Below are 23,083 nucleotides of genomic sequence, written 5' to 3' on the forward strand. Positions count from 1 at the left end.
AACCCGAAATCACCCGGCCGGTGAATAATCCGGGCTAAACGGCGCGGGCGGCCGCGGCCACGCTGGCAAAGCCGTCGCGGCGCAGACATGCAGCCAGATCGGCTTTGATGCGGGTGACAAGGCCGGGCCCTTCATAGACCAGCGCCGAATAAAGCTGCACGGCCGATGCCCCGGCGCGGATGCGATCATAGGCATCCTCGCCACTTGCGATGCCGCCCACGGCGATCAGTGGCAACTGGCCGCCGGTTTCGGCGCGGAAGCGCTTGAGCGCGGCCAGCGCCAGCGGCTTCAGCGGTGCGCCCGACAGGCCGCCGGTTTCGCCGGCATGGCGGCTGGCCAGCGCTGGCCGCGAAACCGTGGTGTTGGACACGATCAGGCCATCCACCCCGCCGTCGATGCAGGCCCGCGCGATGGTGGCCCAATCATCCGCCCCCTGATCGGGGGCGACCTTGACGAACAGCGGCACCCCAAGCCGGCCGCGCGCCTCCATCACCCTGGCGATCAGATCAGCCAACGCCGCACCATCCTGCAGGGCGCGCAGGCCCGGCGTGTTGGGGGAGGAGATGTTGACCGTCACATAGGACGCATGGGGGCCAAGCGCCCGCAGGCCGCTGACATAATCGGCGGTGCGGTCTTCACTGTCCTTGTTGGCGCCCAGGTTGATGCCAACCACACCCGGCCGGCCGGCACGGGCGGTCAGGCGGGCGTAGGCAAATTCCACCCCCTTCGAATTGAAGCCGAAGCGGTTGATGACCGCCTTGTCCTCCACCAGGCGGAACAGCCGCGGCTGCGGATTGCCCGGTTGCGGGCGCGGGCAGACGCTGCCGCATTCGACAAAGCCGAAGCCCAGACGCAGCATGGCATCGGGCACCTCGGCATCCTTGTCGAACCCGGCGGCAAGGCCAATCGGGTTGGGCAGGGCAAGGCCGGCGAGGCTGGTCGCAAGGATGGGATCATCGGCCGGCGCACGGGGGACGAGCCCGGTCTTCAGCGCCGCCAAAGTGAGATTGTGCGCCACCTCGGGATCGAGCGCGAACAGCCAGGGCTTGATGAGGGCAAACATGGCCATCGGCCATGGCAGGCACGGGCGGCCGGTTCAATCCCCCTCGTCATCGCGGCCGACGAGGGCGAGCGCGCGGGCGCGGCGCTGGTTCAGCGCGCACCAGTGCATCAGCGCCTCCTCGCGGCCGTGGGTGACCCAGACTTCGCCGGGGTTGAGATCGGCGATGGTGGTGGTCAACTCGTCCCAGTCGGCATGGTCGGAAATGATCAATGGCAGCTCGATGCCGCTCTGCACGGCGCGCTGGCGCACCCGCATCCAGCCGGAGGCCATGGCGGTGACGGGATCGGGCAGGCGGCGGCTCCACACATCGCGCAGGGCCGACGGCGGTGCGATGATGATGCTGCCCTTCAGCGCATCGCCCTTCAATGTGCCCACGGGCCTGAGATCGCCCAGCGCCACGCCATGGGCCTGGTAGAGCGCGCACAACGCCGTCATCGCGCCGTGCAGATAGATGGGCGCATCATGGCCGGCGCGGCGCAGCTCGGCGATCACCCGCTGCGCCTTTCCGAGGGCATAGGCACCCACCGCAACACAGCGATCAGGATTGGCGGCGAGCACGCCGAGCAGCTTGGCGATTTCGCTGGCCGTGTCGGGATGGCGGAGCACCGGCAGGCCGAAGGTGGCTTCGGTGATGAAGATATCGCATGGCAAGGGCTCGAACGGGGGGCAGGTGGGATCGGCCCGGCGCTTGTAATCACCCGAGACAATCAGGCGGGTGCCGGCCTTTTCCAGCACGATCTGTGCCGATCCCAGCACATGGCCGGCCGGCAGCAGATGCACGGTGATGCCATCGCCCAGCGCCAGGCGCTGCCCATAGGCCAGCGCCTGCCCGCCAGCCTGCGGGCCAAAGCGCTGCGCCATGATGGCCAGGGTCTCGGCCGTGGCCAGCACATGGGTGTGACCGGCGCGGGCGTGATCGGCATGGCCATGGGTGATGATGGCCCGATCGACGGCGCGGCCGGGATCGATCCAGGTGTCGATGCCTGGCAGATACAGGCCATGGCCGTGCGGGATGATCCAGTCAGGATTGGGCATCGAACGGGTTCACCAGCGGCACATCCAGCCCGTGGAAATCGCCGATGTTGCGGGTGACGATGCCCATGCCGTTGGCCAGGGCGATACCGGCGATCATGGTGTCGTGAATGCCGGCAGGCTTGCCGATGGCCGCACGCGCGGCCAGCAGCAATCCCGCCTGCTCGCCCGCTGCCTGGTCAAACGCCAGCACCCGCGCCGTGAACCGTTCGGCCAGCAGCCGGCCAAAGCCCCATTCCAAACCAGCCCGGCGCTGGCTATCGGGCAGGCGGGCCAGCCCATGGCGGATTTCCATGACGGTGATCGCAGTGGTGAACAGGCTCTGCCTCGGCTGCGCATCGATCCAATGCAGCACATTGGCGTCGCAGGGGACCCGCATCAGTTCGGACAGGATGTTGGTATCGAGCAGCCAGCCGGCAGCCGCGCGCAAACGAAAGTCAGTCAAAGCTGACCGGCCGCGCCGCCTGTCCCTTGAGTTCGGCAATCGGCTCATCAAGGCTGCAATCGGCAAACAGGCTCTGCATGTAACTGCCCAACCCCTGCTCGGGCGGCGCCACCGCTTCCGCCAAGATGGCGCGGGCTTCCGCTTCCAGGCTGCGGCCATGGCGGGCGGCGCGGCGGGCGAGGCCGGCCTTCACATGCTCATCCAGGTTGCGGACCAATATTTGTGCCATGTGGCTGTGATATCATGACAGCATTGCTGCAGCAAGGCTGGCCGCCGCGCGCCGCTGGGCTATAGGCTGGGCCGGTGAGCCTGCCGCCCATCACCGCCAACTGGTTCGCGCTGCGCGGCTGGCGGCCCCGCGCGCACCAGATGGCCATGCTGGATGTGGCCACGAAGGGCCGCCATGCATTGCTGACAGCGCCCACCGGCGCCGGCAAGACGCTGGCCGGATTCCTGCCCAGCCTCGCCGATCTGGCGACCACGCCGCACGACGGGCTGCACACGCTCTATATCTCGCCGCTGAAGGCGCTGGCGGTGGATGTGCAGCGCAATCTTCTCACCCCTATTGCCGAAATGGGGCTGGACATCACGGTTGAAACCCGCACCGGGGACACGCCGTCGGATCGCAAGGCCCGGCAGAAGGCGCGGCCGCCGCAGATCCTGCTGACCACGCCGGAAAGCCTGGCCATCCTGCTCTCCGCGCCCGAGTCCCTCTCCATGATGGCGGGCGTGCGGCGGGTGATCATCGATGAAATCCACGCCTTTGGCACCACCAAGCGTGGCGACCAGCTGAGCCTGTGTCTGGCCCGGCTGCAGAAACTGGCACCGGCCCTGCAGCGGGTTGGCCTGTCGGCCACCATTGCCGATCCGGAAAGCTGGGCCGGCTGGCTGGCGCCCGATGCCGATGCGGCGGCGGTGGAGATCGTCCGCGCCGAAGCCGGGGTGGACCCGGAGATCGATATTCTCGCCATTGATGACCGCATCCCCTGGGGCGGCCACAACGGCCGCTATGCCGCGCGCGCCGTGATGCAGCAGATTGCGCGCAGCCGGCTGGCGATCGTGTTCGTCAACACCCGCGCGGTGGCCGAACTGGTGTTCCGCGATCTGTGGGCCGAAAATGATGAGGCCCTGCCCATCGGCATTCACCACGGCAGCCTGGCGCCCGAAGCCCGGCGCAAGGTGGAGGCCGCCATGGCTGCCGGGCGGCTGCGGGCGATCGTGGCCACGGCCAGCCTCGATCTCGGTCTGGATTGGGGCGATGTCGATCTGGTCATCCAGATGGGCGCGCCCAAGGGGGCATCGCGCCTGTTGCAGCGCACCGGCCGCGCCAACCACCGCATGGACGAGGCGAGCCGCTGCCTGATCGTGCCGGGCAACCGCTTTGAATTTCTGGAGGCGCTGGCCGCCCGCGATGCGGTGGCGGCAGGCGAGCTTGATCCCGACGGCTTTCGCCCCGGCGGGCTGGATGTGCTGGCGCAGCATGTCGTCGGGCTGGTGGCAGCTGCACCCATTCATCCCGATGAACTTTATGCCGAAGTGCGCAGCGCTGCGCCCTTTGCCGGGCTGACCCGCGACGCCTTTGACCGGGTGCTCGATTATGCCGCCACAGGCGGATACGCCCTGAAAGCCTATGAGCGGTATCAGCGCATCGTGGCCGGGCGCGATGGCCTGCTGCGGCTGCGCAGCGCCGCGCTGGCCCGGCAATGGCGGATGAACAGCGGCACCATCGTGGAGGCCGTGGCCATGAACGTGGTGTTCGGGACCGGCAAGCCGGGGCGGCACGGGCGCAAACTGGGCCAGGTCGAGGAATATTTCGCCGGGCAGCTTCGGGTGGGGGACAGTTTCATGTTCGCCGGCCAGACGCTGGAGGTGACCGGCTTTGACGGCGCCGATATCCATGTGCGGCTGGGGCGCGGCAGCCCCAAGGTGCCGGTCTATGCTGGCGGGCGCATGCCGATGACGACGCGGCTGGCCGCCCGGGTGCGCGGCCTGATGAACGCCCGCGATCGCTGGGCCGCAATGCCCGATGATGTGCGCGAATGGCTGGAGCTGCAGGCGCGCGTCTCCCGCCTGCCCGGCCATGATGATGTGCTGGTCGAAACCTTCGCGCGCGATGGCCGCTGGTACATGGCGGTCTATGGCTTTGCCGGCCACCCGGCGCACCAGACGCTGGGCATGCTGGTGACCCAGCGGATGGAGCGCGCCGGGCTGATGCCGCTGGGCTTTGTCGCGTCGGATTATGCCATGGTGTGCTGGAGCCTGGAGCCGGTGGATGATCCACGGCCGCTGTTCGATCCCACCGTGCTGGAGGATGAGCTGGCCGACTGGCTCGCCGCCTCGCCCTTCCTGCGCCGGGCGTTCCGCGAAGTCGCCATCATCGGCGGGCTGATCGAGCGGGTGCAGCCCGGCGTGCAGAAATCAGGCAAGGCGATGAGCGTCTCGGCCGATCTCATCTATGACGTGCTCAGGAAGCATCAGCCCGACCATCTGCTCTTGACCGCCGCCTGGACGGATGCGCGCGGCAAGCTGACGGATGTGGCGCGCCTCGCCGATCTGCTGGAACAGGCGCACGGCCGCCTGACCCATGTTCGCGCCGCGCATGTGACGCCCTTGGCGGTGCCATCGATGCTGACCATCGGCCGCGAACGGGTGGGGGCGGAGGCGGATTCGGCGCTGCTGGCCGAGGCGGAAGCGCTGATTGCCGAAGCGCTGCGGCTGGATTGACCGCAGGCGGCCGAGCGGGCATCAGCCGGCCATGGATGTTGCCTTTTCGTTCGCCGGCGAAACGCTGGTGCCGCTGGCCAGCGGCGCGCTGTTCTGGCCGGCCGAGGCGACCTTGCTGGTCGCCGATCTGCATCTGGAAAAGGCCAGCCATTTCGCGAAGAAGGGCTGGCTGCTGCCGCCCCACGCCACGGCCGACACGCTGGCCGCCCTGATCGACGCGGTGGAGGCCAGCGGCGCCACGCGCCTGATCTGTCTGGGCGACAGTTTTCATGACCAGGGCGGGCCCGACCGGCTGCTGCCCGAAGCCCGCAGCGCCCTGCAGTTGATGACCCGCAATCTCGACTGGTGGTGGATCACCGGCAACCATGACGAGGACGCGGCGGCGGCATTGGGCGGGCGGGTGATGACGGAAACGCGGCTGGGCCCGTTCGTGCTGCGGCATGAGGCCGATGCCGCCGACCGTGCGCCGGAATTGTCGGGCCATTTCCACCCCAAGCTGGTGATCCGTGTGCGATCCCGCCACATCGCCCGCCGCTGCTTTGCGTTGAGCGCGACCAAGCTGATCCTGCCGGCCTTTGGTGCCTTCACCGGCGGGCTGGATGTCGCCGATCCGGCGCTCAAGTCTGCGCTGGCAGGCCCGGCCGAGGCGCTGGTGCTCGATGGCGGGCGCCTGCTGCGCTTTCCGGTAGTTTGACGGCGCGGGCGGAGCGCGAGACGCTTCGCGCCATGGACCATGATCTTGTCATCCGCGGCGGCACCATCATCGATGGCAGCGGCGGCGCGCCGTTTCAGGGCGATGTGGCTGTAAAGGCGGGCCGCATCACCGCCGTGGGCCAGGTGGCGGGGCGCGGCGCAGAGGAACTGGACGCCGGCGGCCTGGCGGTGACGCCGGGCTTTGTGGACATCCACACCCATTATGATGGCCAGGCGACATGGGAACATCGGCTGCAGCCATCGACCCTGCACGGCGTCACCACGGTGATTTCCGGCAATTGCGGCGTCGGCTTTGCGCCGTGCCGGCCCCAGGATCAGGACCGGCTGATCCGCCTGATGGAGGGGGTGGAGGATCTGCCCTTCCCGGTCTTGAAGGCCGGGCTGCCGTGGAACTGGCAGAGTTTCCCCGATTATCTCGACAGTCTTTCTGGCCGGGCCTTTGATGCCGATATCGGCCTGATGCTGCCGCACGCCGCCTTGCGGGTGTTCGTGATGGGCGAGCGCGGGGCCAATAGCGAGCCGGCGACGGCCGAGGATATTGCTGCCATGGCGGCGATTGCCGAAGCCGCCGTCCGCGCCGGGGCAATGGGCTTTTCCACGTCGCGCACGCTCAACCACCGCACCAGCGATGGCCAGCCGACGCCAACCCTGACCGCGGCCGAGGATGAACTGGCCGGCATTGCGGCAGCATTGGGCCGCGCCGGGGCCGGGGTGTTGCAGTTCGTGTCCGATTTTGGCGACCCGGTGGCCGAATTCGCCATGCTGCGCCGGCTGTGCGAAACCTCCGGCCGGCCGTTGAGCTTCAGCCTGGCGCAATCGCCGCGCGCGCCCGACGGCTGGCGGGTGCTGCTCGATCTGCTCAGCGAAGCCACCGCCGCCGGCCTGCCGATGAAGGCGCAGGTGGGCGCCCGGCCGGTCGTCGTGCTGCTGGGGCTGGATCTGACACTGAACCCGTTCAGCCTGCACCCCGACTGGCAACCGCTCAAAGGCGCAAGCCCGGCCGATCAGGCCCGGGCGCTCGCCGATCCGGCCTTTGTCGCCCGGCTGGTCGCCAATCCGCCGGAACCCGGCAATGCGCTGGGCACCGCCCTGTTGCACCGCTGGGGCGACATGTACCGGCTGGGCGATCCGCCCTGTTACGAACCGCTGCCCGAAACCAGCCTGGCGGCCGAGCCGATGCGGCGCGGCGTGGCATATGAACAGGTGGCGGCCGAATGGCTGTGCGGCGATGGTGGGAACGGGATGATCTATGTGCCCTTCCTCAACTTTGCCGATGGTGACCTGGATGCGGTGCACGCCATGCTGTCCCACCCCGATGCCATTCCCGGCCTGTCGGATGGCGGCGCGCATGTCGGCATGATTTGCGACGGCAGCTTCCCGACCACGCTGATGACGCACTGGGCGCGGGACCGGATGGGCGCGAAGCTGCCGCTGGAACGGCTGGTGAAGGCGCAGGCGCATGACACGGCGCGGGCGGTGGGCCTCCATGATCGCGGTCTGCTGGCGCCGGGCCTGCGCGCCGACATCAACCTGATCGACACGGCCGCCCTGCGCCTGCACGCCCCGCAGGTGGTGCATGATCTGCCGGCTGGCGGACGCCGCCAGATGCAGCGCGCCAGCGGCTATGTCGCCACCCTGGTGGCCGGGCAGGTCAGCTATCGCGATGGGGTCGCCACCGGGGCGCTGCCGGGCCGCCTGCTGCGCAGTTGAACGCATGTGGGGGGCGATCCATCAAAGTTTGACTTGACCGGCCGTATGCAATGGCAATGGATGCACCCCAATAGGACGGGGGTCTGAATGACGATCAAGCCAGTGAAAACCGCGGTGTTTCCCGTGGGCGGCCAGGGCACGCGCTTTCTGCCGGCCACCAAGGCGGTGCCCAAGGAAATGCTGCCGGTGGTGGACAAGCCGCTGCTGCAATATGCCGTCGATGAGGCCCTTTCGGCCGGGATCGAGCGGCTGGTGTTCGTGACGGCGCGCGGCAAGGGCGCGCTGGAGGATTATTTCGACATCGCCTGGGAATTGACGGAAAGCCTGAAGGCCAAGGGCAAGCAGGCCGAGCTGGCGACGCTGGAGAACACCCAGCTGGAGCCCGGCCGCATCACCTATGTGCGCCAGCAGGAACCGGCCGGCCTTGGCCATGCCGTGTGGTGCGCCCGGCATATGGTTGGCCAGGATGCCTTTGCCGTGCTGCTGCCCGACGAGCTGTTGTGGAACCCGGCCTATCCGGCGCTGAAGGAAATGCACGACGCCTATCAGACGCTGGGCGGCAACGTGATTTCGGTGCTGGAGGTGCCGGCCGAGCACACCCACCGCTATGGCATCGTCTCGCCCGGTTCGGCCGACGGCCTGGTGACCGAGGTGAAGGGCCTGGTGGAAAAGCCGCCGCAGGGCAGCGCCCCGTCGCGCCTTGCTGCCATCGGCCGGTATATCCTGCAGCCCGAGGTGATGGACGTGCTGGCCGCCGGCAAGCGCGGCGCCGGCGGCGAAATTCAGCTGACCGATGCCATGGCCGAGATGATCGGCGTGCAGCCGTTCCACGCCGTCACCTTCACCGGCACCCGCTTTGATTGCGGCGACAAGGCCGGCCATATCATGGCCAATGTCGCGCTGGCGCTGGAACGGGATGATATCGGCCCGGCGGTGCGCGACTGGCTGCGGGCGCAGACGTTCTGAGGGTCAACTCTCGATCCGGTCGAGCCGGTAGCCAAAGCCATAGACCGAGCTCAGCCGCCAGCCATCCTCCGGCCGCAATGACAGGCGCTTGCGCACCTGGGCGATGTGCGCATCCAACGTGCGGCTGCCCGGCAGATCGGCGCGGCCCCACACCGCGCCCATGATGGCATCGCGCGACAGCGCCACGCCGATATTGTCCACCAGCAGGCGGGCCAGGGCGAATTCCTTGGCGGTCAACTGCACGGCATGGCCGCGCACCACCACCTCGTGATTGACCCGGTTGAACTGCAGGCCATCAACCCGTTCGTTGTGATCAATCCGGCGGGGCCGGGCGCTGGTGATGGCTGCCACCGCGGCCACCACACCATCATCATCCAGCGGATCCGGCAGCAGCAGATCGGCCTGTTCGGCAATGCCGCCGGGCGCATCGGCCGACATCAGCATGATGATCACCGGCAGGCGATCATGGGCGGCGCGCAGCCGGTGCATCACCGCCACGCCGCACAGATCGGGGCCATCCCAGCGCATCACCAGCGCGTCAAACCGTTCATGCTGCACGGCTTCCACCACGGCATCGCCCGTTACCATCGCCATCGGCTTGTGGCCCAGGCGCGCGAACGCCACCGAAAGTCGTCCGGCTTCCTGGGCTTGGTGATGGAAAATCCCGATCTTCATGACAATTGGCGCAATGACCTCTACAATGTTGGCCACAATTTACGGAAGAGAAATGCTTCTGCAAGCACAACAGACGACATTCGTCCTGCCGATATCGCGCCTGCGCCCGCCGGGCCGGCAAAATCAGCGCAATTGTTCCACCCGCAAGGCCACCAACTGGCGGACCGAGCGCGCCGCGCGGGCTTCGCCGGGCACCACGAGGCGCAGTGGGCCGTCACCGGCGGCCATCGGTTTGCCATCACAGCGATCAGCGATCAGCACCGGCCGGTTGCCCAGCTTGCGGTCAAGCTCGGCGAGGGTGAAGACGACGCGGTAGCCATCGGCAGCCTCTGCCCGGATCAGGATCGACAGCGCCGACCCGCTCACCGCCTGGCCGGCCGGCAGGCCGCTGGCCGCCGCCAGATCCGTCAGCCACACGCCCTCGCAGGCCCTGGTTTCGCCATGAGCGGTCAGCGTGGCGGTGGCGCGCGGCAACGGCGCTAGGCTGGCGGCGTCCAGCGGCAGAGCGGCGGGCAGGGTTGCAAACATCAGGGCAAGGGCAGCGAGCATCAGCAATATCCTTCGCATGGGCGAACCGCCTGTGGCCGGCAGGCCGCAGCCGGCGGGCGATAACAGCGCATGGGGAATGCGCAACATTGACGGCACCGGGAATCACACTAGGGGACGCGGAATGACTGCTGCCACAACTTGTGCTCCCCGTCTTGCCACGGCGCCGTTCGAACCGCGCCTGCTGCGCGATGCCTTCGGCTGTTTTGCAACGGGCGTGACGGTGGTGACGGGGCAGACCGCCGGCGGTCAGCGCGTGGGCCTGACCGCCAACAGCTTCACCTCGGTCAGCCTTGATCCGCCGTTGCTGCTGTTCTGCCCGGCCAATGGTGCCTCCGCCCTGCCGGCGCTCAGGGAAACCGCGCGCTTTGCCATCAACATCCTTGATCTGGATGGCCAGGCCGTCGCCGATCGCTTTACCCGCAAGGATATCGACCGCTTTGCCGATCATGACTGGCAGGATTGGGATGGCGTGCCGGTGCTGGCGGCGGCCAAGGCGGCCTTTGCCTGCGAGTTGCACGCCGATCATGATGGTGGTGATCATCGCATCATCGTGGGCCGGGTGACGCGCCTGGCGCTGGACCAGTCGCGTGAGCCGCTGCTCTATCTGCACGGCCGCTATCGCCGGGTGCATGTTGGCTGATCCGGCGGCCTCGGCCCGGCCATCCGGTGACGCGGCGGAAACCGCGGCCCTGGCCAAGGGCGGGCGCACGAGTTTCTTTGGCTATGTGCTGCGGCTGGCCGCGCGCCTGCCCTTCCTGTTCATCGCCGGCCGGCTCTATGGCGCCGAGGCGCTGGGTCATTTCGCCTATGCCACCATGGTGGTGGAACTGGCGGCGATGCTGGCCACGCTGGGTCTGAAGCGCGGCCTGGCCGAAGACATGGCCCGCCGCCCGGATGACGAGGCCGGCGCCCTGTTCGATGCCCTGCTGCTGGCGCTGCTGGCCTCGCTGGCCGGATCGGCGCTGCTGCTGGCCATGCCCGAACTGATGTTCCCGGCCGCCCCGCTGCAACCGGTGGACCGCTGGTTTGCCTTGATCATCCCGTTCATCGCGCTGGCTGATGTGGCGCTGGCGGGCCTGGCCTATCACCATGATGTCGGCGCGCAGGTGCGGGCGCGGGCGATCATCGAACCCTGGATGCTGTCGATCGCGGCACTGGCGCTGGCCTTCACCGCCCTGAAGGGCAACGGCATGCTGATCGCCTATCTCCTGTCGATGGTGGCGGCCTGCGTGGCGGCGCTGATGCCGGCGTTCCGGCGCTTTGGCTGGCCGCAGGGCTGGCGGCCGCAACCGGCGCGGCTGTGGGCCATCGCCCGGGCCAATGTGCCGCTGGCCGGCGCCGATGTGGCGGAATGGGGCGCGCGCCGGCTCGATATCTTCATCCTGGGCCGCTTTGCCCCGGCCGAGGTGGTTGGCATTTATTATGTGGCCCAGCAGATCGCATCCCTGCCGCAGCGGCTGAAATCCAGTTTCGATCCGATCCTGGGCCCGGTGCTGGCGCGCAACCTGGCCGCCGGGCTGCTGGCCAAGGCCGCCGCCCATGTGCGGCAGATCAGTTTCTGGGTGGCATCGGTGCAGCTGGCCGTGGTGCTGGCGCTGGGCATTCCGGGGGCGGCGTTGATGGGCCTGTTTGGCCCGGCCTTTGCCGCCGGCGTCGTGGTGCTGGCCGTGCTGCTCACCGTGGAGCTGTTTGCCGCGCAGGCGGCGGTGGCCGAAGGCGCGCTGATCTATGTGGCGCGCGGGCCCAATCTCGTGTGGTCGCTCATCGGCCTTGCCGTCCAGCTGGGCTTGAGCCTGTGGCTGGTGCCGCTGGATGGGCCATTTGGCGGCGGCGTTGGCGCGGCTCTGGCGCTGGCGCTGGCCGCGCTGCTGCAATCGGTGGCCAAATCGCGGCTGCTGGCGGCGCGGCTGGGCCATGATGTGGCCGGCTGGCGGTTCAGCCTGGTGCTGGCCGGGGTGCCGGCGCTGGGCACCGGCCTCCTGGTGCTGCGCACGCCCGAACCGATCCAGCTGTCCATCGGGCTGATCGCCATCCTGGGCACCTTCGGCTTCATCATCTGGCGCTTCGGCTTCAAGGGCGCCGATCGCCTGTTGTTCAGCCGCGGCCTCAAGAAGATCGAGGCCGAGGCCGCCGCTATTCCGCTGGCCCCCACCCTGCCCGATCAGGCGAGCTGACGGCGCAGCAGCACCTTGAACAGCCACCAGCTGCCCACGGCATAAAGCACCGCGTTGACCGCCACCACCATCGTCCAGAAGCTGACCGGATCAAACCCGTCGACAATGCCGAAGCGGTGGTTGGTCAGCACCTGGCTGATGCCGGCCATCATCAGGCCCAGCCAGCTATAGGCCATCTGGATCTTGTGGGTTTTCAGCGCACCGGCATCGCGGCTGCGCAGCCATTTGCGCAGGGCCCACATGCCGCTGCCCAGCGACCAGAGACTGACAAAGGCCAGGATGTGAAAGGGCAGGAAGGGCGTGCCCGGCCGAAAGCTGGCCAGCGCGCCGATGTTGCACACCAGCATCGCCGGCACATAGAGCCGGCCAGCCAGCGCATGGCCCGGCGTGCCCTGGCGGGCGAGCAGCTGATACAGGCCCAGGGGCATGGCCAGGCAGGCGGCAGCAAGATGGGCGAGCAGCAGCGGCGAGAGATTGTCGAGCATGGGAAAATGGCTCCGTTGTGGGTGGCGGCCCCGCTGTGGCAAGCCGCCACCGCTTGCCGCAACGCCGCTTTCGCCTATCATGCCGGCCGCTTCGTCAACCCTGCAGCCGCCGGATTCACGCTTCGTGGAATCAACGCTTCGCCTTTCGGCCGATACGGCGCCGCCGCTGCGCCCGCTGCTGGCCGGCACGCTGTTTGCCATTGCCGTGTGCGTGCTGGCCGCGCCCTTCGACACCGGGCGGCTGCCGCTGCCCAGCCGGCTGGTGTTCTGGCTGGTGCTGATCGGCTGGAACAGCGCCAAATGGTGGATGTGGTATGCCTGGGTGGGTCCGCGCGCGGTGGGCCGGCGCGGCGCGCTGCTGCTGGCGCTGGCCGGCACGCTGCTGCTCAACGCGACGCTGCCGCTGGAGATTGACCTGATGTTCCGCGCCATCGGTCAGCCGGTGGCGCTGCGCTGGCTGGGCCTGTATCTGTCGGCGCTGGTCATCGCCGGATCGATTTCCGCCTTCATCGCCATCCTGCGCGGGGGGCGGCCCCTGGCCGCACCAGCCCCGGATGCGCAGCCGGTCGCCCCGCCTGCACCGCCACCCACGACATCGCTGCTGGCCCCCTCACTTCTGGCTCAACGCGCCGGCCTGCCGGATCTGGCCGATGTGCGGCACGTGGTGGCCGAGGATCATTATCTGCAGCTGGCCGATGGCAGCGAACAGGCGGTGAGCGAGACCCATCTGCCGGTGGTGCGCGCCGCCGGCTGGCTGCGGCGTGGGTGAAGGCGGCGTGCTGGCGCGGCCGGTGTGGCAATCGCTGCACGCCGGCTGGGCGGGGCGGGCGGTGCGCCATGGCAGCGCCGTGCGGCTGCACCGGGATTTCGGGCCCTTTGCCGCCGTCGATCCCGGCGGTGACCCGGCCGATCTGGCGGCGCTGGCCAATGCCGGCGAAGAATTGTGGCTGGTGGAGCCGGAGCCATTGCCGCCGCCGCCGGGCTTTGCCCTCACCCGGCAAGGGCAGTTGTTGCAGATGGCCTGTGACGGCCTGGCCGGCAGCGCCCGCAGCGTGACTGCCCGGGTGCTGGGCGATGCCGATGCGCTGGCCATGCAGGCGCTGGCGGCCGTGACCCGGCCCGGCCCGTTCCACGCCCACACCCACCGGCTGAGTGATTTCCTGGGCGTTGAGGACGGCGGCCGGCTGCTGGCGATGGCGGGTGAGCGCATGCAGCCGCCCGGCCATGCCGAGGTGAGCGGCGTGTGCACCCACCCCGATGCGCAAGGGCGCGGGCTGGCGGCGGCGCTGAGCTGGCAGATCGCCGCGCGCATCGTCGCGCGCGGGCAGCGGCCGTTCCTGCATGTCTGGCCCGACAATGCCCACGCCGTCGCGCTCTATCAGCGGTTGGGCTTTGCCGAGAGCGGGCGGCCCTGGCTCAGCCTCTACACAAAGCTGTAGGGATCGACATCCACCACCACGCGCACCGATGAGGGCAGCGCCACGCCGGCCAGCCAGCCGCGCAGGATGGCGGGCAGCGGCAGATCACGCCTCGCCTGCACCAGCAGGCGGTGGCGGTGGCGGCCGCGCAGCATGGCGAGTGGGGCGGGCGCCGGGCCGAGCACCATGAGGCCATCGGCACGCGGCGCGGCGTCGCCCAGCGTGTCGGCGGCGGCCTTGGCGGCGGCGGCATCCTCGGAACTGATCACCAGCGCCGCCAGCCGGCCGAACGGCGGCAGGCCCAGATCGCGGCGGGCGGCGATTTCGGCAGCGAAAAACCCGTCGGCGTCGCCCTTGGCCAGCGCCTGCATCAGCGCGGCGCCCGGCTGGTGCGTCTGGATCAGCACGCGCCCCGGCTTTTCGCCGCGCCCGGCCCGGCCCGATGCCTGCACGATCTGCTGCCAGCAACGCTCCCCGGCGCGCAGATCGCCGCCCGACAGGCCCAGATCGGCGTCGACAATGCCCACCAACGTCAGATCGGGGAAATGATAGCCCTTGGTCACCATCTGGGTGCCGATGATGATGTCCACCGCGCCCGCCGCCACCGCCTGCACCAGGGCGGCGGCGCGGGCCGGGCTGGTGATGGTGTCGCTGGTCACGATGGCGGTGCGCGCCGCCGGAAACAGCCGGCGCACCTCCTCGCCGATGCGCTCCACGCCCGGCCCGCAGGCGGCCAGGCTGTCGGCCGCGCCGCATTCGGGGCAGGCATCGGGCACCGGCATCTGATGGCCGCAATGGTGGCAGGCCAGCCGGCGCGACAGGCGATGTTCCACCATCCAGGCGGTGCAATTGGGGCACTGGATGCGGTGGCCGCAGGTGCGGCACAGGGTGAGCGGGGCGTAGCCGCGCCGGTTGAGAAACAGCAGCGACTGTTCGCCTTTCGCCAGCGTCTGGTCCAGCGCCGCCACCACCAGCGGGCTGAGGAACTGGCCACGCGCCGGGGGATGCCGCGTCATGTCCACCAGTTGCACATCGGGCAGCTCCGCCCCGCCAAAGCGGCCGGGCAGGTGGAGGTGGCGATAGGTGCCGCGGCTGGCCAGCACCTGGGTTTCAATGGCCGGAGTGGCGGTGGCCAGCACCACCGGCAGCGCTTCCATGCGGCCCCGCATCACCGCCACGTCGCGCGCGTGATAATGCACGCCCTCCTCTTGCTTGAAGCTGGCCTCGTGCGCTTCATCGACGATGATGGTTTTCAGGTTGGCATAGGGCAGAAACAGCGCCGATCGCGCCCCCACCACCACGCGCGCCCGGCCATCGGCAATCGCGGCCCAGGCGGCGCGGCGCTCGCTGGTCTTGAGGTCGCTGTGCCAGGCCAGCGGCTGACAGCCAAACCGCGCGGCAAAGCGCGCCAGCCACGGCGCGGTGAGCGCGATTTCCGGCACCATCACCAGCGCCTGGCCTTGCACCCGGATGGCCTCAGCCACCGCTTCGAAATAGACTTCGGTCTTGCCCGAACCGGTCACACCTTCCAGCAGCATCGGCGCAAACTGGCCGGCGCTGACGGCGGCGATCAGTTCATCGGCCACATCCCGCTGCTCGGCCGACAGCGCCGGCGGGGCGAAATCAGGATCGGGCACCGGCGGGCTGGCATCGCCCGAGACTTTTTCCGCAATCAGCGTGCCGGCGCCGACCAGCCCGCGAATCACCGCGTCTGACACGCCGGCCATGCGGGCCAAATCGCGGGCCGTCCCCTGCCGGCCCTCCAGCTTCTCCAGCGCCTGGGCGCGTTCCGGCGTCAGGCGTTTGGGCAGCGGGCCGCCCAGGCGATATTCGGTGAATTCGCGTGGGGACAGGAACGCCACCGACGGCCAGGCCATGCGCACCACCGATTGCAGCGGCGCGACATAATAATCCGCCGTCCAGTCGATCAGCCGGCGCAGGGGCTCGGCCAGCGGCGGCAGATCCAGCCGGGCGATGACGGGGCGCAGCCTTGCCGCCGGCACATCGGGGGCGGCCAGTCGCTCCGCATCCCACACCACCCCGATGATGCGGCGCGGGCCCAGCGGCACCTCCACCGCATCACCGGCCGCCAGCACCATGCCGGCCGGCACGGCATAATCCAGCGCCCCCAGCCCATGCTGGAAGGGGATGATGCGCACGCGTTGAAGGGGGTTACCGGTCACCACGCCACAGATAGGCAAGTCGGCCGCCGCGTGCTAGGCGGCGCGGCCATGATCCCGCGCTATTCCCGCCCCGCCATGGTTGCCATCTGGGAACCGGAAACCCGCTTCCGCATCTGGTTCGAGATCGAGGCGCACGCAACCCAGAAGCTCGCTGACCTTGGCGTCGTCCCGCAAAGCGCCGCGAAAGCGCTGTGGGACTGGTGGGCAACCAAGCCGGCCATTGATGTTGCCGCCATCGACGCGATCGAGGCGGTGACCAAGCATGACGTGATCGCCTTCCTCGATTGGGTGGCGAGCCAAGTTGGCCCCGAAGCCCGCTTCATGCACCAGGGCATGACCAGTTCGGATGTGCTCGACACCTGCCTGGCCGTGCAGCTCGCCCGCGCCGCCGATCTGCTGCTGGCCGACATGGATGCCCTGCTCGACGCCATCAAGCGCCGCGCCCATGAGCACAAATACACGCCCACCATGGGCCGCAGCCACGGCATCCATGCCGAGCCGACCAGCTTTGGCGTCAAGCTGGCCCAGGCCTATGCCGAGTTTGCGAGGCAACGCGACCGGCTGGTGGCGGCGCGCAAGGATATCGCCACCTGCGCCATTTCGGGCGCGGTCGGCACCTTTGCCAATGTCGATCCGCGTGTGGAGGAACATGTCGCCGAGCAGCTGGGCCTCGCGGTCGAGCCGGTGTCCACCCAGGTCATCCCGCGTGATCGCCACGCCATGTTCTTTGCGACGCTGGGCGTGATCGCCAGCAGCATCGAGCGGCTGGCCACCGAAATCCGCCACCTGCAGCGCACCGAAGTGCTGGAGGCGGAGGAATATTTCAGCCCGGGCCAGAAGGGTTCGAGCGCGATGCCGCACAAGCGCAACCCGGTGCTGACCGAGAATCTCACCGGCCTTGCCCGGCTGGTGCGCGGCTATGTCACCCCGGCGCTGGAGAATGTCGCGCTGTGGCACGAGCGGGACATTTCCCACTCCTCGGTGGAGCGGATGATCGGCCCGGATGCCACCGTCACGCTGGATTTCGCCCTCGTCCGCCTGACACAGGTGGTCGACAAGCTGCTGATCTATCCCGACCGGATGGACCGGAATCTCAACAAGATGGGCGGCCTCATCCATTCGCAGCGCGTGCTGCTCGCCCTCACCCAGGCCGGTGTCACCCGCGACGGCGCCTATCGGCTGGTGCAAAGGAACGCCATGAAGGTGTGGGAGGCCGATGGCGCCTTGAACCTGCTCGATCTTCTGAAGGCGGATGACGAGGTGACCGCGCATCTGCCGCCGGCCCAGCTGGAAAGCCTGTTCGATCTTGGCTACCACTTGAAGCATGTCGACACGATCTTTGCCCGCGTGTTCGGCTGAACTGCGAAAGGAATGCCCCCGATGAAGCTGATCCTTGCCCCCGCCCTCGCCTTCGCCCAAGCGGCCCTGCCGGCCGCCGCCTTCGCCCAAACCGCCGCGCCCGCCGCGCCTGCAGCGCCCGCCGCTCCGGCTGCGCCCGCCGCCCCGGCCGCGGTCAATCTCGACACGCCGATCGAGGTGCTGATCGCCAATGAAAAAACCAAGGCAGTCCTCGATGCCCGCATCCCCGGCCTGACCAGCCACCCGATGCTGGACCAGTTCAAGGCGATGAGCCTGAAGCAGCTGCAGCCGATGTCGGGCGGGCAGCTGACCGACGCCCAGATGGAAGCTGTGGCCGCCGATCTCGCCGCCGGCAAGTGATCCCGCCTCTTGCCCGGCCGGTGCCGATGGTGGCACCGTGCCGGGCATGAGCGACATTACCAAGATCTGGCTGACCGCCGACGCCTTGCTGGCCGACAGTTTCCGGCTGGCGCGCGCCGTGCTGGAATCGGGCTTCCGCCCCACCCACCTGGTTGGCATCTGGCGCGGCGGCGCGCCCATCGGCATCGCCGTGCAGGAATTTTTCGATGTGCACGGCGTGGAATGCGATCATATCGCCATCCGCACTGCCAGCTATTCCGGGATCGACCGGCAGGCCAGGAGCGTGAAGGTCTATGCGCTGGGCTATCTGATCGACACGCTGAACGCCGATGACCGGCTGTTGATCATCGATGATGTGTTCGACAGCGGCCGCAGCATCGAGGCGGTGCTGGCTGAGCTGAAGGCCCGTTGCCGCGCCAATCTGCCGGCCGATATCCGCATCGCCACCGTGTGGTACAAGCCGGCGCGCAACCAGACGGCGCTGACGCCGGATTATTTCATCCACGAAAGCAACGACTGGCTGGTGTTCCCGCACGAGATTGACGGACTGACCGCCGATGAGATCCGCGCCCACAAGCCGGCGGCCGACGTGATCCTGGCCCCGATCAAGGGATTGACCGCATGACCGGATTTGCCTCGGCGGCCGACCGCGCCGCCTTCATCGCCGCCCTGCCCAAGGCCGAGTTGCACCTGCACATCGAAGGCAGCCTGGAGCCGGAGATGATGTTCGCGCTGGCCCAGCGCAACGGCGTTCGCCTGGCGTTCGACAGTATCGAGGCCATCCGCGCCGCCTATGAATTTTCCAACCTGCAGGATTTCCTCGACATTTATTATCAGGGCATGGCGGTGCTGCGGTGCGAACAGGATTTCTATGACCTGACCGCCGCCTATCTGGCTCGCGCCGCCGCCGACAATGTGCGCCACGTCGAGATTTTCTTTGATCCCCAGGGCCATACCGAACGTGGGCTGGCCTTTGCCGATGTGGTGGGCGGCATTGCCCGCGCGCTTGCGGATGCCGGCGCCAGGGGCATCAGCAGCCGGCTCATCATGTGTTTCCTGCGCCATCTTTCGGAGGCCGACGCCGAAGCCACTCTCGATCAGGCGCTGCCGCATCTGCACCTCATCCACGGCGTTGGCCTTGATTCGAGCGAGGTCGGCCATCCGCCGGACAAGTTCGCCCGCGTCTTTGCCCGTGCGCGCGGCCTTGGCCTCAAGATCGTCGCCCATGCCGGCGAGGAGGGGCCGCCCGACTATGTCTGGCAGGCGCTGGATGTGCTGGGCGTGGACCGCATCGATCATGGCAACCGCGCGCTGGAGGATGACGCGCTGGTGCAGCGCATCGTGGCGGACGGCCTGACGCTCACCGTCTGCCCGCTGTCCAACCTCAAATTGTGCGTGGTGAAGCAACTTGCCGCCCACCCGCTGCGCCGCATGCTTGCGGCCGGGTTGAAGGCGACGGTGAACAGCGATGATCCGGCCTATTTCGGCGGCTATGTGAGCGCCAACTTCATCGCGGTGGCCGATGCGCTTGATCTGGAGCGCGACGAGATCATCACGCTCGCGCGCAACAGCTTCACCGGCAGCTTCCTTTCGCCCGCAGAACAGGCCCCGCATCTGGCCGCCATCGCCGCGCTTGGTTGACGGCGCGGCCGCGTGCCTCCACACAGGCCCCCTGCTCTGGGGAGGGTGACATCATGGTGAAGGCGGATATCGGGCTGGCCAACTGGTTCATGCGGCGCGTGGCACAGACGCCGCAACGCCCGGCGCTCAGCTTTGACGGCACCACGCGCAGCTATGCCGAGATGGGCGACGCCATCAGCCGGCTGGCCAGTGCGCTCCGGGCCGGCGGTGTCTGCCGGGGCGACCGGGTGGCCTATCTGGGCCTCAACAACCCGGTCTATTTCGAGGTGATGTTCGCGGCGGCGCGGCTGGGCGCCATCTTCGTGCCGCTGAACTTCCGCCTCACGGGTGCGGAGCTGGATTATATCATCAACGATGCCGGCGTGCACACGCTGGTGGTCGATGCCATGCACCGCCCGGTGATCGACAGCGTGCGCGAGCGCCTGTGCTGCCGCCGTTTCCTCAGCGCCGATGCCGCCGCCGATGGCTGGATGGCACTGGCCGATTTCGTCGGCGATGCGCCGCCCCTGGCCCAGGGCGAGGCGACGGACGAGGATGATGTCGCCGTCATCATGTACACATCGGGCACCACCGGCCGGCCCAAGGGCGCCATGCTCACCCACGGCAATTTCTGGTGGGCCAACATCAACGGCGCGCTGGGCGCCGATGTCAGCGAGAATGACATCACGCTGGTGATGGCGCCGCTGTTCCACATTGGCGGGCTGAACGTCACGCCCTTGAGCTGCTGGCAAAAGGGCGGCCATGTCGTGCTGCACCGCGCCTTTGATCCGGCGCGCTTCATCGCCGACGTGAAGTCCTATCGCGTCACCACCAGCTTTGCCGTGCCGGCCATGCTGCTGTTCATCGCCCAGCAGCCGGATTTTGCCGAGGCCGACCTGTCGTCCATCCGGGTGATCATGTGCGGTGGCGCCCCGGTGCCGGAGCCCTTGTTGCGCCTCTATGCGGCGCGCGGCATCCCGCTGAACCAGGGCTATGGCCTCACCGAAACCGCACCGTCGGGCAGCTATCTCGGCCCCGAATTCGCGCTGGCCAAGCTGGGTTCGGCCGGCAAGCCGATGTTCTTTGTCGATCTGAAGATCGTGGGCGATGATGGCCGCACGCCGCTGGGCCCCAATGAGCGCGGCGAAGTGCTGATGCGCGGCCCCAACATCATGCGCGGATATTGGAACAAGCCGGAGGCGACGGCGGCGGCCATCGATGCCGAGGGCTGGTTCCATTCGGGCGACATCGGCTATCTGGATGACGACGGTTTCCTCTACATCTGCGACCGGCTGAAGGACATGATCATCAGCGGCGGCGAGAATATCTACCCGGCCGAGGTGGAGGCCGTGCTCTATGACCACCCCGCCATTGCCGAGGTGGCGATCTTTGGCGAACCGTCGGAAAAATGGGGCGAAAGCGTCACGGCGGTGGCCGCGCTCAAGCCCGGCGCGTCGCTTGATCTTGAAACCCTGCGCGCCTGGGCGACGGAACGGCTGGCCCGTTACAAGTTGCCGACTCGGCTGGAAATCGTCACGGCGCTGCCGCGCAACCCGGCCGGCAAGGTGCTGAAATTCGAACTGCGCGACCGGTTCCGCTGATCCTGCCCAGCCGAAGGATGAGGAGGCGGAGGGGCGATCCTCCCCAAACTTGTTTGGGGAGGTGGCACGCGGCACGCGTGACGGAGGGGCCGGCGTTTGCACGGCCGCCCCGCGCACTGCCTTCAGGCCGCGCGCGATGCCACCACGCCGCTGCCGATGTGCAGCATCTCCTCCGCGCCGTCCCGGATGCGGAACACGGTGCCCTGCGGCGCCCGCGGGGCAACCGGCACGCCGTGCCAATCCTCGCCGCCAACCAGGATGCCGCGCAGCACGCTGGCGGTGATGCCGTGGCTGATCACCAGCGTCGGCCGCGCCGGGTCCAGCCCGGCCAGCCAGTCGTGCAACCGTGCAGCAATCTGGGGAAACCATTCGCCGTTCGGCGGCGGCACGCTGAACAGGCCGCGCTCCGCATCGACAATCGGCTGGCCCAGTTCGGCGATAATATCCTGATACCAGCGGCCTTCCCAATCGCCGACATCGATTTCCAGCAGGCGTGGATCCTGTTGCCAGTGGAAGAACCTGAGGCCGAGATGCTCGCCGATGATCGCCGCCGTCTGCTGGGTGCGGCCCGATGGTGACACCCACAGATCCAGATCGGGCGCTTCGCCCAGCACGCTGCGCAGCGCCGCGCCCATGGCTTCGGCCTGGGCGATGCCGGTGCGGGTGAGGGGGGTGTGCGCCATATGGCCCTGCATGCGGGCGGCGGCGTTGAACACGGTTTCGGCGTGGCGGGCGAGAATCATATCCATGCCCGGCTTTATCGGCGCTTTGGCTGCACTTCGCCACTACCACCCTGCGCCTGAATGGCTATAGTGGCCTTCGTGTAACAAAATTAGCAGGGACCGGAATGAAGGCCACCGTTGAACGCGCCACGCTGGTGAAGTGCCTGGGCCATATCCAGTCGGTGGTTGAACGTCGCAACACCATCCCGATCCTGTCCAACGTGCTGATCGAGGCGCGGGGCGATGGCCTGCGCCTGATGGCGACCGATCTGGATCTGCAGGTGGTGGAAACCATCCCGGCCGGCATCGACGTGCAGGGGGCGACCACGGTTTCGGCCCACACGCTGTTCGACATCGTGCGCAAGATCCCCGATGGTGCCCAGGTCGAACTGGCGGTGTCGGGCGACCGCATGAGCGTGGTGGCCGGCCGCAGCCGGTTCAGCCTGTCGACCCTGAAGCGCGATGATTTCCCGGTGATTGCCGAAACCGATCTGCCGGTGCGCTTCACTCTGTCGGCGGCCGACCTCAAGGAACTGATCGACGCGACGCGCTTTGCGATTTCCACCGAGGAGACGCGCTATTATCTGAATGGCATCTACATGCATGCCACCAGCGGCCCGTCGCCCAAGCTGCGCGGCGTGGCGACCGATGGCCACCGCCTGGCCCGGATCGAGCTGGAGCTGCCGGCCGGTGCCGCCGACATGCCGGGCGTGATCGTGCCCCGGAAGTGCGTGGCCGAAGTGCGCAAGCTGCTGGACGAGATGGCCGCCGATGCGCCGGTGGAAATCAGCCTGTCTGCCGCCAAGATCCGCTTCCGCTTCTCGGCAGACAGCACGCTCACCAGCAAGCTGATCGATGGCACCTTCCCGGATTACAGCCGGGTGATCCCGACCGCGAACGACAAGCTGCTGAAGATCGACGCCAAGACGCTGGCCGAAGGCGTGGACCGCGTGGCGGCGATTGCCACCACCGAAAAGACCCGCGCCGTGAAGCTGGCGCTGGGCCGGGACAAGGTGACCCTGTCGGTCACCAGCCCGGAAAACGGCACCGCTTCGGAAGATCTGGCCGCCGATTATGCCGCCAGCGAGCTGGAGGTGGGCTTCAACTATCGCTACCTGCTCGACATCCTGGGCCAGGTCCGCAGCGACAGCGTGGATGTGCATCTCTCCGATGCCTCGGCCCCCACGCTGATCCGCGAAGGCGACGATGCCCGCGCCCTCTATGTGCTGATGCCGATGCGGGTGTGAAGCCGTGATCCTCCCCAAACTTGTTTGGGGAGGCGG

At 68.2% G+C, this 23,083-nt stretch carries 23 protein-coding genes; 14 read left to right on the forward strand and 9 right to left on the reverse strand.

The features are described from left to right. Positions 1–34: 34 nt before the first annotated feature. Genes CHU93_RS06955 through CHU93_RS06970 form a run of 4 tightly spaced genes read right to left on the reverse strand, consistent with a single transcriptional unit; the run spans position 35 to position 2,769 of the window. The gene (locus CHU93_RS06955; RefSeq protein ID WP_094473382.1) at positions 35–1,069 is read right to left on the reverse strand and encodes a quinone-dependent dihydroorotate dehydrogenase; all 1,035 of its coding nucleotides are present in this window, start codon (positions 1,067–1,069) and stop codon (positions 35–37) included. Between the two features lie 27 nt (positions 1,070–1,096). Next, positions 1,097–2,098: a ligase-associated DNA damage response exonuclease gene (locus CHU93_RS06960; protein WP_094473383.1), complete on the reverse strand. Its 1,002-nt coding sequence runs from the start codon at positions 2,096–2,098 to the stop codon at positions 1,097–1,099. Then, the gene (locus tag CHU93_RS06965; RefSeq protein WP_165768639.1) at positions 2,085–2,525 is read right to left on the reverse strand and encodes a type II toxin-antitoxin system VapC family toxin; all 441 of its coding nucleotides are present in this window, start codon (positions 2,523–2,525) and stop codon (positions 2,085–2,087) included. The genes CHU93_RS06960 and CHU93_RS06965 overlap by 14 nt, the downstream gene beginning before the upstream one ends. 7 nt (positions 2,526–2,532) lie before the next feature. Continuing rightward, positions 2,533–2,769, reverse strand: coding sequence for a FitA-like ribbon-helix-helix domain-containing protein (locus tag CHU93_RS06970; RefSeq protein ID WP_094473385.1), 237 nt, complete (start codon positions 2,767–2,769; stop codon positions 2,533–2,535). Between the two features lie 74 nt (positions 2,770–2,843). On the opposite strand from CHU93_RS06970, the gene CHU93_RS06975 reads away from it, so the two are divergent. From CHU93_RS06975 to CHU93_RS06990, 4 genes are all read left to right on the forward strand, one after another. Then, on the forward strand, positions 2,844–5,264 hold the full coding sequence (locus CHU93_RS06975) for a ligase-associated DNA damage response DEXH box helicase (protein ID WP_094473386.1): 2,421 nt from the start codon (positions 2,844–2,846) through the stop codon (positions 5,262–5,264). Between the two features lie 31 nt (positions 5,265–5,295). Further along, positions 5,296–5,958 (forward strand): ligase-associated DNA damage response endonuclease PdeM, encoded by a 663-nt coding sequence (gene pdeM, locus CHU93_RS06980; RefSeq protein ID WP_094473387.1) that lies wholly within the window; start codon positions 5,296–5,298, stop codon positions 5,956–5,958. 32 nt (positions 5,959–5,990) lie between these two features. Next, the gene (locus tag CHU93_RS06985) at positions 5,991–7,688 is read left to right on the forward strand and encodes an N-acyl-D-amino-acid deacylase family protein (RefSeq protein ID WP_094473388.1); all 1,698 of its coding nucleotides are present in this window, start codon (positions 5,991–5,993) and stop codon (positions 7,686–7,688) included. Positions 7,689–7,775: 87 nt separating this feature from the next. After that, positions 7,776–8,654, forward strand: coding sequence for a UTP--glucose-1-phosphate uridylyltransferase (locus CHU93_RS06990; RefSeq protein ID WP_207759246.1), 879 nt, complete (start codon positions 7,776–7,778; stop codon positions 8,652–8,654). 3 nt (positions 8,655–8,657) lie between these two features. Here CHU93_RS06990 and CHU93_RS06995 read toward each other — a convergent pair whose 3' ends face one another. Together CHU93_RS06995 and CHU93_RS07000 are read right to left on the reverse strand one after the other, a co-directional pair. Next, the gene (locus CHU93_RS06995) at positions 8,658–9,329 is read right to left on the reverse strand and encodes a winged helix-turn-helix transcriptional regulator (RefSeq protein ID WP_086115565.1); all 672 of its coding nucleotides are present in this window, start codon (positions 9,327–9,329) and stop codon (positions 8,658–8,660) included. Between the two features lie 123 nt (positions 9,330–9,452). Continuing rightward, positions 9,453–9,878 (reverse strand): molybdopterin-binding protein, encoded by a 426-nt coding sequence (locus CHU93_RS07000; RefSeq protein WP_133064345.1) that lies wholly within the window; start codon positions 9,876–9,878, stop codon positions 9,453–9,455. Between the two features lie 121 nt (positions 9,879–9,999). On the opposite strand from CHU93_RS07000, the gene CHU93_RS07005 reads away from it, so the two are divergent. Both CHU93_RS07005 and CHU93_RS07010 read left to right on the forward strand, forming a co-directional pair. Continuing rightward, complete coding sequence (locus tag CHU93_RS07005) at positions 10,000–10,518, forward strand: flavin reductase family protein (RefSeq protein ID WP_094473390.1); 519 nt, start codon at positions 10,000–10,002, stop codon at positions 10,516–10,518. Beyond that, a complete protein-coding gene (locus CHU93_RS07010) occupies positions 10,508–12,052 on the forward strand; it encodes a lipopolysaccharide biosynthesis protein (RefSeq protein ID WP_094473391.1) in 1,545 nt (514 codons plus the stop codon). Before CHU93_RS07005 ends, CHU93_RS07010 begins: the two co-directional genes overlap by 11 nt. Here CHU93_RS07010 and CHU93_RS17505 read toward each other — a convergent pair. Next, the gene (locus tag CHU93_RS17505; RefSeq protein WP_165768640.1) at positions 12,040–12,537 is read right to left on the reverse strand and encodes a DUF2306 domain-containing protein; all 498 of its coding nucleotides are present in this window, start codon (positions 12,535–12,537) and stop codon (positions 12,040–12,042) included. The two genes, CHU93_RS07010 and CHU93_RS17505, sit on opposite strands and share 13 nt — an antisense overlap. A 79-nt stretch (positions 12,538–12,616) precedes the next feature. Between CHU93_RS17505 and CHU93_RS17510 the strand changes: the two genes are divergently transcribed. Together CHU93_RS17510 and CHU93_RS07025 are read left to right on the forward strand one after the other, a co-directional pair. Further along, positions 12,617–13,306, forward strand: coding sequence for a hypothetical protein (locus tag CHU93_RS17510; RefSeq protein WP_165768641.1), 690 nt, complete (start codon positions 12,617–12,619; stop codon positions 13,304–13,306). Then, the gene (locus CHU93_RS07025; RefSeq protein ID WP_243375358.1) at positions 13,299–13,976 is read left to right on the forward strand and encodes a GNAT family N-acetyltransferase; all 678 of its coding nucleotides are present in this window, start codon (positions 13,299–13,301) and stop codon (positions 13,974–13,976) included. The genes CHU93_RS17510 and CHU93_RS07025 overlap by 8 nt, the downstream gene beginning before the upstream one ends. Here CHU93_RS07025 and CHU93_RS07030 read toward each other — a convergent pair. Beyond that, positions 13,961–16,138, reverse strand: coding sequence for a primosomal protein N' (locus CHU93_RS07030; protein WP_243375361.1), 2,178 nt, complete (start codon positions 16,136–16,138; stop codon positions 13,961–13,963). The two genes, CHU93_RS07025 and CHU93_RS07030, sit on opposite strands and share 16 nt — an antisense overlap. 48 nt (positions 16,139–16,186) lie before the next feature. Between CHU93_RS07030 and purB the strand changes: the two genes are divergently transcribed. Genes purB through CHU93_RS07055 form a run of 5 tightly spaced genes read left to right on the forward strand, consistent with a single transcriptional unit; the run spans position 16,187 to position 21,078 of the window. Further along, a complete protein-coding gene (gene purB / locus CHU93_RS07035; RefSeq protein ID WP_094473395.1) occupies positions 16,187–17,497 on the forward strand; it encodes an adenylosuccinate lyase in 1,311 nt (436 codons plus the stop codon). A gap of 21 nt (positions 17,498–17,518) precedes the next feature. After that, complete coding sequence (locus CHU93_RS07040) at positions 17,519–17,857, forward strand: hypothetical protein (protein ID WP_094473396.1); 339 nt, start codon at positions 17,519–17,521, stop codon at positions 17,855–17,857. Between the two features lie 46 nt (positions 17,858–17,903). Continuing rightward, positions 17,904–18,482: a phosphoribosyltransferase gene (locus CHU93_RS07045; protein WP_094473397.1), complete on the forward strand. Its 579-nt coding sequence runs from the start codon at positions 17,904–17,906 to the stop codon at positions 18,480–18,482. Continuing rightward, positions 18,479–19,498: an adenosine deaminase gene (locus tag CHU93_RS07050; protein ID WP_094473398.1), complete on the forward strand. Its 1,020-nt coding sequence runs from the start codon at positions 18,479–18,481 to the stop codon at positions 19,496–19,498. Before CHU93_RS07045 ends, CHU93_RS07050 begins: the two co-directional genes overlap by 4 nt. 53 nt (positions 19,499–19,551) lie before the next feature. Continuing rightward, the gene (locus CHU93_RS07055; RefSeq protein ID WP_094473399.1) at positions 19,552–21,078 is read left to right on the forward strand and encodes an acyl-CoA synthetase; all 1,527 of its coding nucleotides are present in this window, start codon (positions 19,552–19,554) and stop codon (positions 21,076–21,078) included. Between the two features lie 122 nt (positions 21,079–21,200). Here the strand turns inward: CHU93_RS07055 and CHU93_RS07060 are convergent, their stop codons facing one another. Then, entirely contained in the window at positions 21,201–21,827 is a 627-nt protein-coding gene (locus CHU93_RS07060; RefSeq protein ID WP_094473400.1) for a histidine phosphatase family protein, read from the reverse strand. Positions 21,828–21,925: 98 nt separating this feature from the next. Here CHU93_RS07060 and dnaN point away from each other — a divergent pair, with 98 nt between their 5' ends. After that, positions 21,926–23,047 carry a DNA polymerase III subunit beta gene (dnaN, locus tag CHU93_RS07065; RefSeq protein ID WP_094473401.1) on the forward strand — a complete coding sequence of 374 codons (1,122 nt, stop codon included), beginning with the start codon at positions 21,926–21,928 and terminating at the stop codon, positions 23,045–23,047. Positions 23,048–23,083 lie beyond the last annotated feature (36 nt).

This window comes from Sandarakinorhabdus cyanobacteriorum (assembly GCF_002251755.1).
GTDB lineage: Bacteria > Pseudomonadota > Alphaproteobacteria > Sphingomonadales > Sphingomonadaceae > Sandarakinorhabdus > Sandarakinorhabdus cyanobacteriorum.